At 71.9% G+C, this 7,887-nt stretch carries 6 protein-coding genes and 1 pseudogene; 2 read left to right on the plus strand and 5 right to left on the minus strand.

All coding sequences use genetic code 11. From position 1 onward, the window contains the following. Positions 1-194 precede the first annotated feature (194 nt). Positions 195-1,442, plus strand: coding sequence for a S8 family peptidase (locus LWC33_RS33935; protein ID WP_233308809.1), 1,248 nt, complete (start codon positions 195-197; stop codon positions 1,440-1,442). Between the two features lie 121 nt (positions 1,443-1,563). Here the strand turns inward: LWC33_RS33935 and LWC33_RS33940 are convergent, their stop codons facing one another. The 5 genes from LWC33_RS33940 to serS form a co-directional block, all read right to left on the minus strand. Continuing rightward, positions 1,564-1,833, minus strand: coding sequence for a hypothetical protein (locus LWC33_RS33940; RefSeq protein ID WP_233308810.1), 270 nt, complete (start codon positions 1,831-1,833; stop codon positions 1,564-1,566). An 8-nt stretch (positions 1,834-1,841) separates the two neighbouring features. Continuing rightward, on the minus strand, positions 1,842-2,312 hold the full coding sequence (locus LWC33_RS33945; protein WP_233308811.1) for a (2Fe-2S)-binding protein: 471 nt from the start codon (positions 2,310-2,312) through the stop codon (positions 1,842-1,844). Between the two features lie 29 nt (positions 2,313-2,341). After that, a complete protein-coding gene (locus tag LWC33_RS33950) occupies positions 2,342-4,699 on the minus strand; it encodes a molybdopterin cofactor-binding domain-containing protein (RefSeq protein ID WP_233308812.1) in 2,358 nt (785 codons plus the stop codon). A gap of 278 nt (positions 4,700-4,977) precedes the next feature. Next, positions 4,978-6,021: an isopenicillin N synthase family dioxygenase gene (locus tag LWC33_RS33955; RefSeq protein WP_233308813.1), complete on the minus strand. Its 1,044-nt coding sequence runs from the start codon at positions 6,019-6,021 to the stop codon at positions 4,978-4,980. A gap of 221 nt (positions 6,022-6,242) precedes the next feature. After that, positions 6,243-7,511 (minus strand): serine--tRNA ligase, encoded by a 1,269-nt coding sequence (gene serS / locus LWC33_RS33960; RefSeq protein WP_233308814.1) that lies wholly within the window; start codon positions 7,509-7,511, stop codon positions 6,243-6,245. Positions 7,512-7,661: 150 nt separating this feature from the next. Here serS and LWC33_RS33965 point away from each other — a divergent pair. Beyond that, a pseudogene (locus LWC33_RS33965) lies at positions 7,662-7,887 on the plus strand (AMP-binding protein); the annotation flags it as partial.

Raw genomic sequence — 7,887 nt, forward strand, 5'->3', positions numbered from 1 at the left:
CCCAACGCCTGGCACGACCTCAGACCCCCGACGAACTAACGCCCGAGACCACTAGCGGGCGGCGCTATCCGCCCGGGCCGATTCAGACGTCGACGAGCCTCGCAACCCAGGGTCACCTCTTGGGTCACAGGAGTCACCCGAGCCACTATCGTGTACCTATGTCACGCGGCGATGGGGGCCTACCGTCGCTTTCCGTGACACGTCAGCTGCTGCGGCTCGCCTGCGTCGCGATCGCCGTCGGGCTCCTCCCGGTGACCGGCTCGATCGCGCTGGCGAGCCCGGCCGACACCGCCGGGCCCGCACTCTCCGTCGACCCGGCGGTGGGCGCGCCGGCCGCCACGGCGCCGGCCACCGCGCCGGCCGCCGCCGTGCCGGGCGCCTACGTCGTCCTCGCCACGGACGCGCAGCAGGCCACCGACGCCGCCTCCGAGGTCGGGGTCTCGCCGACGACCGTCTTCACCCGGGCGCTGACCGGCTTCGCCGCCCGGCTCACCGCCGACCAGCTCACCCGGCTCAGGGGGCTGCCCGGGATCCTCGGCGTCGAGGAGGACCGGCGGATCGACCCGCTGGAGCCGCGCCCGGCGCAGGTGCCCGGGCTCACCGAGGCGACCCAGGAGAACCCGCCGAACTGGGGCCTCGACCGCATCGACCAGCGCGACCTCCCGCTCGACGGCCGCTACACCACCCGCGCCACCGGGCAGGGGGTCACGGTGTACGTGGTGGACACCGGCGTCGACGTCACCCACCCCGAGTTCGGCGGGCGGGCGAGCTGGGGCACCAACACGATCGACGACAACAACACCGACTGCGACGGCCACGGCACGGTCGTCGGGGGGATCGCGGCCTCGCGTGACCACGGCGTCGCGAAGGACGCGCAGGTCCGCGCGGTGAAGGTGCTCGACTGCAACGGCTCCGGCACCCTCTCCTCGCTGCTCTCGGGCATCGACTGGGTGCTGCAGAACCACAAGGGCGGCCCGGCGGTGGCGGTCATGTCCTGGAGCTACGGGCCCTCGGACGCGCTGCTCTCGGCCGTCACGAAGCTGGTGGACGACGGCGTGTTCGTCGCCTCCTCGGCCGGCAACAGCGGTGCGAACGACTGCGGCGTCGCCCCGCGGGCGGCCCCCGGGGTGCTCGTGGTGGCCAACTCGACGATCGACGACCGCCGCAACAGCTCGTCGAGCACGGGCCCGTGCGTGAGCGTGTACGCCCCCGGGACGAGCATCGTCGCGACGACGCCCGGCGGCCGGACGGCCTCGTACACCGGGACGTCGATGGCCGCGCCCTTCGCGGCAGGGGTCGCCGCACTCTACAAGCAGACCTACGGCGACGCCCCCAGCGCCACCATCAAGCAGTGGATCGTCGGCCACGCCACCCCTGGCAAGATCGCCGGCGGCGACGAGGGCGGCACCCCGAACCTGCTCCTGAACACCGCCGGCCTGTAGACCGTCGTTCCAACGAAGTATGGAACCATAACGCGCTCCGAGGCCCGAATTGAGCGCATCATGGTTCCACAATGCGTTCTCGGTCCCGGGAATTGCGCGTTATGGAACCATAACGCGTCGGTCAGTCGAAGGGGCCGTCGAGCAGGCCGCTCGCCGGACCGTCGAGGTAGTTCGCGCTGGCGTGCGGGAGCTCGCTCTCGACGGCGTCGGCGCCGGTGGGACCGTTGCCGTCCGCGGCGTCGAGGAAGGACGCGGCGGCGGTCGCGGCGGTGGCCTGGGCGGCGCTGGCGCCCTGGGCGAGGTCGCCGGCCGGGGCCTCGGCCGCGAACGCGGTGCCGGCGGGCAGGAGGGCGCCGCCGAGGGCGAGGGTGCCGATGATGCGCTTCTTCATTCCGGTCCTCACATGTTCTCCGCGCCGGCCTTGATGGCCTCGCGGATGCGGTTGTAGGTGCCGCAGCGGCAGATGTTGCGGATCTCCTCGATGGCGTCGTCGTCGACGTCGCGGCCCTCGGCCCGGCACTGGCGGACCTTGGCGACCGCGGCCATGATCTGGCCGGGCTGGCAGTAGCCGCACTGCGGGACGTCGCGGTCGAGCCAGGCCTGCTGCATCGGGTGGAGCTCGTCGCCGTCGGCGAGGCCCTCGATGGTCGTGACCTCGTCGGAGTCCTTGATGTCGCAGACCTGGACCGAGCACGGGTTGAAGGCCTTGCCGTTGATGTGCGAGGTGCAGGCCTTGCAGACGTTGATGCCGCAGCCGTACTTGGGGCCGGTGACGCCGAGCAGGTCGCGGATGACCCAGAGCAGGCGCACGTCGTCCTCGACGTCCACGCTGACCCGCTCGCCGTTGAGCGTGAAGGTGTGGGTGGGCATGGGTTTGCTCTCCCTCGTGGTGAACGGGGTCAGTAGGTGTAGCGCAGGCCGTCGGTGGGCGACTCGGGGATCGGCGGCACCAGCGGCTTGGGCTCGAACGGGAACGGGTCCTTGTGGTTGATCGGGAAGTACTGGGGCACCAGCCCGGTCGCCCGGGCGTAGGCGCAGGCGATCGCCCCGGCGGTGGCCGCGACCCCGAACTCCCCGGCGCCGCCCGGCTCGTCGGAGGGCGAGTCGAGGACGATGATGTTCATCTCCGGCGGGGTGTTCCACTCGCGCGTGTAGAAGTAGTTGTCCCAGCTCGCCTCGACGAAGTGCCCGTCGGTCAGGTGTAGGCTGGACGTGAGGATCAGCGCGATGGCGTCGTTGATCCCGCCCATCATCTGCGCCTCGAGACCCTTGGGGTTGATCACGAGCCCGACGTCCACGGCGAAGGTCACCCGGGTGACGCGCGGTCCGGTCACCCCCTCGCGGATCGGCCGGTTCACCGTGTCGGGGCGGCAGTCGATCTCGACCAGCGCGGCGGAGACGCCCTTGTACTCGGTGTGGAAGCCGATGCCCTGGGCCGTGCCCTTCTTCATGGACCGGCCCCAGCGGCCCTCCTTGGCGACGGCGTCGAGCGCCGCGCGCATCCGGTCGTTCTTGAGGAACTGGCGGCGGAACTCGTAGGGGTCCTGGCCGACCTTGGCGGCGAGCTGGTCGGTGACGACCTCGCGGGCGGTGGCCACGTCGGGGGAGTAGACGTTGCGCATCGACCCCGTGTTGAACCCCATGTCGACCTCGTTGAGCAGCCGCGTGGAGACCCCGTACTCGTACGGCGTCACCTGGGTCAGCTCGAAGATCGACTCGGCGAACGTGAGGTTCCCGCCCGGTGCCTTGGCGCCGGTGGCGGTCAACGCCTCGCCCAGGCCGTGGGTGAAGTCGGTCGACACGCTCGTGTGCCGCTGCTCGTAGGACAGCACCGAGTCCTTGGTGACCGACGCGCGGATGCGCGAGGTCGCCATCGGGTGCACCCGGCCCTGCCGGGAGTCGTCGGCGCGGGTCCACATCAGCTTGACGGGCTTGCCCATCGTCTGCGAGACCTCGGCGGCCTCCAGCGCGGCGTCGAAGAACAGCTTGCGGCCGAAGGACCCGCCGCCCTGGGTCACGTGGACGACCACCGAGCCCTGCGGGATCCCGAGCTTCTCCGCGATCGCGTTCTGCGCCGCGATGGGGTTCTTCATCGGGCCCCAGATCTCCGCGCGGCCGTGGCTCACGTCGGCGATCGCGCAGTTGGTCTCCAGGGAGCTGTTGCTCTTGAAGTAGAAGGTGAAGGAGCCCTCGACGGTGTCCCCGACCCCGGCCGGGACGGCGAGCGGGAGCTCCGCCGCCCGGAGCTTCGCCAGGATCGACTCGTCGTCCTCGCCGTGGGCGGTGCCGTCGTTCCACTGCACCCGCAGGGCCCGGACGCCGTCGATGGCCTGCCCGAAGGTCTTCGCCCGGACCGCGACGCCGGTGGAGACCACCTCGACGTCGGTCACCCCGGGCATCTTCCGCACGTCGTCGATGTTGTCGACGCTGTCCGGGGTGCCGTTGAGCTCGGGCGCCCGGCAGATCACGGTGGGCAGCGCGTTCGGGATCTGCAGGTCGGTGGCGAAGCACTTCCTGCCCGTGACGATGTCCCGCGCGTCGGTCTTGCTCTGCGGCTTGCCGATGACCGTGAACTGCTCGCGCGGCTTCAGCGCGACCTCGACCTGCTTGTCGACGGCGCTTGCGGCCGCCTCGGTCAGGTCACCGTAGGAGAGCACCTTGCCGGCCTCGTCGCGGATCAGGCCGGCGCGCGCCGAGAGCGTGCGCACGTCCTGCTGCAGCAGCTGCCCGGCGGCGTCGAGCAGGCGCATCTGGGCCAGGGCCGCCGCCACCCGGATCGGGGTGTAGGTGGTGAAGGTGGTGCTCGACCCGCCCGTGATCTGGTTGAACATCAGCTCGGGGCGGGCGTCGGCCAGCGTGACGTGCACCTGGTCGACGTCGAGGTTCATCTCCTCGGCGATGATCATCTGTGTCGAGGTGACGATGCCCTGGCCGTTGTCGGAGCGGGGCAGCGCGAAGGAGACGGTGCCGTCCCTGTTGACCTCGACGCGGATCAGGTTCGCCGTCGGACGGGATGCGTCGCGCAGCAGGTCGAGCAGGTCGTAGGCCTCGGGGGTCTGCGGCGCGGAGGGGATCGGCGCCGCGGACGCCGACGGCCCGCCGAAGACCTGTTCCCGGGTGAGCTCGGCCGCCACCACGAGGGTCGGCGCGGCGATCAGGTACCCGAGGAACTTGCGGCGCCCGAGGGGCGCGCGCAGGCCGGTGCCCGGCTCTCTGGGCGGCTTGCTGGGGGCGGGGGCGAAGCGGTGGTTGGCCATCCGGGGTCCTCTTCGTCGGGGACATACCGGGACGAGGCGGGGAGCGTTCGTCCGTACGTGCGGCGACAACGACGACCGGATACGACAGTGACGTGACGGAGCGACAGAGATCTGTGGGTAGTCGGAAGGGTCCGTTTCGTGACGACCCAGGTCAGGGCATCGAGAGCAGGGTGGCCTAACCCGAAGGAGCGGTGTCACTCCGATAAGGCTCCCGCATCTGCGGAGTTGATGCCAGCGCGGTTTTCACCCGGTCGGGTGGGGCGTGTCGGGCTCCGGCCTCAGCGTGACAGTCGAGCGGCCTCGCGGTCCGCGCCCTCGGTGAGCACGCCGCCACGGGAGCCGGCGAGCTTGGCCCGCAGGTGCTCGCCGAGCGTCACCGGCTCGTAGCGGGCGGGGTGCTCGGCGTCGACGCAGGTGGGCAGCGGCGCGATCACGGCGTCGACGTCGCCGTCGTGGAAGAAGGCGGCGGAACGGCGGGGGACCAGCACGCCGTCGACGCGCGGGGCGGCGACCCGGTGCATCGTGGAGATCCAGCGGTCGTTCGTCCACCGCGCCAGGGCGTCGCCGAGGTTCACCAGCAGCGCGCCGGGTGCCGGCAGCACGGGGTGCCAGCGGCCCTCGCCGTCGAGGATCTCCAGGCCGGGCACGGCATCCGCCCACAGCACGGTGACGACGCCGTAGTCGGTGTGCGCACCCATGCCGACCTGCTCCGGCTCCAGCTCGGTGTCGGGCGCCGGGAGCCGGTAGTTGATCATCCGCAGCACCTCGACGGAGTGCCCGGTGAAGTGGGACAGGTGCTCCTCGCCGAGGCCGAGGGCGCGGCCGAAGACGCGCGTCATCGCCCGCGCGACCCCGCCCGCGGCGGCGAACCAGGCCTCGACGGCCGGGCGGAAGCCGGGGGTGTCGGGCCAGACGTTGGTCTCGTAGTCCGCCTCGGACAGCTCCACGCCGGGGAAGTCGCTCGCCTGGGTGCCGACGTTGAACGCCTCGAAGAGATCCGCGGCGGACGCGAGGCCCAGGCTGTGGGAGAGGGACTCGGACTTCGGCGGGGTGTACCCGCGGTTCACGCCCGGCGGGCAGCGGTACGCCGACTTGGCCGCGAGGTCCTCGGCGAAGAAGGCGTCCATGGCCGCGGTGAAGGCGTCGAGCGTCGGCTGCGGGATCCCGTGCCCCACGACCTGCATGAACCCGACCGTGCGGGCGGCGTGGTCGACGGCGCGGGCCACCGCGTCCCGTTCGGCCTCCGGGCCGCCGGTGCGGAACGGGGCGATGTCGATGATCGGGACCTCGAGGACGCCGTCACGGGTCTCGGCGACTGACATGGCTGCTCCCGGTGATCACTCACGACCCTCGCTCGGCCGGGTGCGCTGCTCACCGCCTCGGCCCGGCACTGCCGGGCCGCTGCAGGACGGCACCCCGCCCACCGTCCGAGGGTCCCACCATCCACCCACTCCGCTCCTGCCCCGACCGGGGGAGGCGCAGAGGCCGACCGGCGGCTCCCGGGCCCGAACCGGAGGTCGGAGCGCGACTCGAGGAAGGGAGGTCAGGCGGGTTCGAGGACCTCGAAGCCGGTGTAGGGGACGAGGGCGGGCGGGATGCGGACGCTGCCGTCGGGCTGCTGCCCCTGCTCCAGGACGGCGACGAGGGTGCGGCCGATCGGGAGGCCCGAGCCGTTGAGCGTGGCGGCGAAACCGCGGGCGCCGTCCTTCGCCTTGGTCCGGATGGAGGCGCGGCGGGCCTGGAAGGTGCCGAAGTCCGAGACCGAGCTGATCTCGCGGTAGCGGCCCTGGCTGGGCAGCCACACCTCGATGTCGTAGGTGTACTCGGCGGAGAAGCCGATGTCGCCGGCCGCGAGCCGGACGACCCGGTAGGCCAGCCCCAACGCCTGGACGACGGCCTCGGCGTGGCCGAGCAGGACCTCCAGCTCCTCGCGCGAGCGGGCCGGGTCGACGATGCGCACCAGCTCGACCTTCGAGAACTCGTGCACCCGGATCAGCCCGCGGGTGTCCTTGCCGTACGACCCGGCCTCCGAGCGGAAGCACGGCGTCTGCGCGGTGTAGGCCAGCGGGAGCTCCTCGGCGGCGAGGGTCTCGCGGGCGTGCAGGTTGGTCAGCGGCACCTCGGCCGTCGGGATGAGGAACAGCTCCCGGTCGGCCACCTCGGTGCGGAACAGGTCCTGCTCGAACTTCGGCAGCTGGCCCGTGCCGGTCATCGTCGGGCGTGTGACCAGCGCCGGTACCGACCACTCGGTGTAGCCGTGCTGCTCGGTGTGCAGGTCGAGGAAGAACCGGGCGAGCGCGCGCTCCAGCGCCGCGCCGCGGCCCTTGAGCACGGCGAACCGCGGACCCGACAGCTTGGTCGCGCGCGGCAGGTCCAGGATCCCGAGCTTCTCGCCGAGGTCGACGTGGTCGAGCGGGTTCTCGACGGCCGGGATCTCGCCCCAGGTCCGGATCTCCACGGCGTCCTCGTCGCTGGCGCCGTCGGGCAGCTCGTCGGCGGGGAGGTTCGGGATCTCGAGGAGGTACTCGGTGAGCTGGGCCTCGAGCTCCCGGTGCTCCTCCTCGGCGAGGGTGATGGAGGCCTTCGTCTCCCGCGCCTTCTCGACGAGCGCGGGCCGTTCCTCCGGGGACGCGCCCTTGACCGCCTTCTGCAGCCGGTTCGCCTCGGCCCGGGACTCGTCGCCCTTCTGGATGGCCGCGTTGCGGCCGCCCAGGAGCTTCTCGAGGCGCTCCAGGTCGAGGGAGTAGCCGCGGCGCGCGAGCTTGCGCACCGCGTCGGTGGCGGGATCGAGCAGGACACGGGGGTCGTGCATCGTCCGAGCGTATCGCCCGACCGCAGGGCGTTTTCCCGCTCCTCCCCAAGAGGAGGTGGCGCCCGGGGCCCGGTCGTCGGCAGGATGTGTCGCGATCACGTGACCGGGCGCACAACGCTGCGCCGCCCGCACCCCAAGAGGAGGACGCAGGTGACCACCTCCACCCCTGCGCTGCCGTCGTACGCGTCCGGAATCTCCGACGTCCCGCTGCTGGGGGACACGATCGGCGACAACTTCGACCGGACCGTCGCGGCCGACCCGGAGCGGGAGGCCCTGGTCGAGGTCCCGACGGGCCGACGCTGGACGTACGCCCAGCTTCGGGCCGACGTCGACGCCCTGGCGTTGGGGTTGTTGGGCGCGGGGGTGGTCAAGGGGG

Origin of the sequence: Pseudonocardia terrae, from assembly GCF_021343995.1 — a bacterium.
Lineage (GTDB): Bacteria > Actinomycetota > Actinomycetes > Mycobacteriales > Pseudonocardiaceae > Pseudonocardia > Pseudonocardia terrae.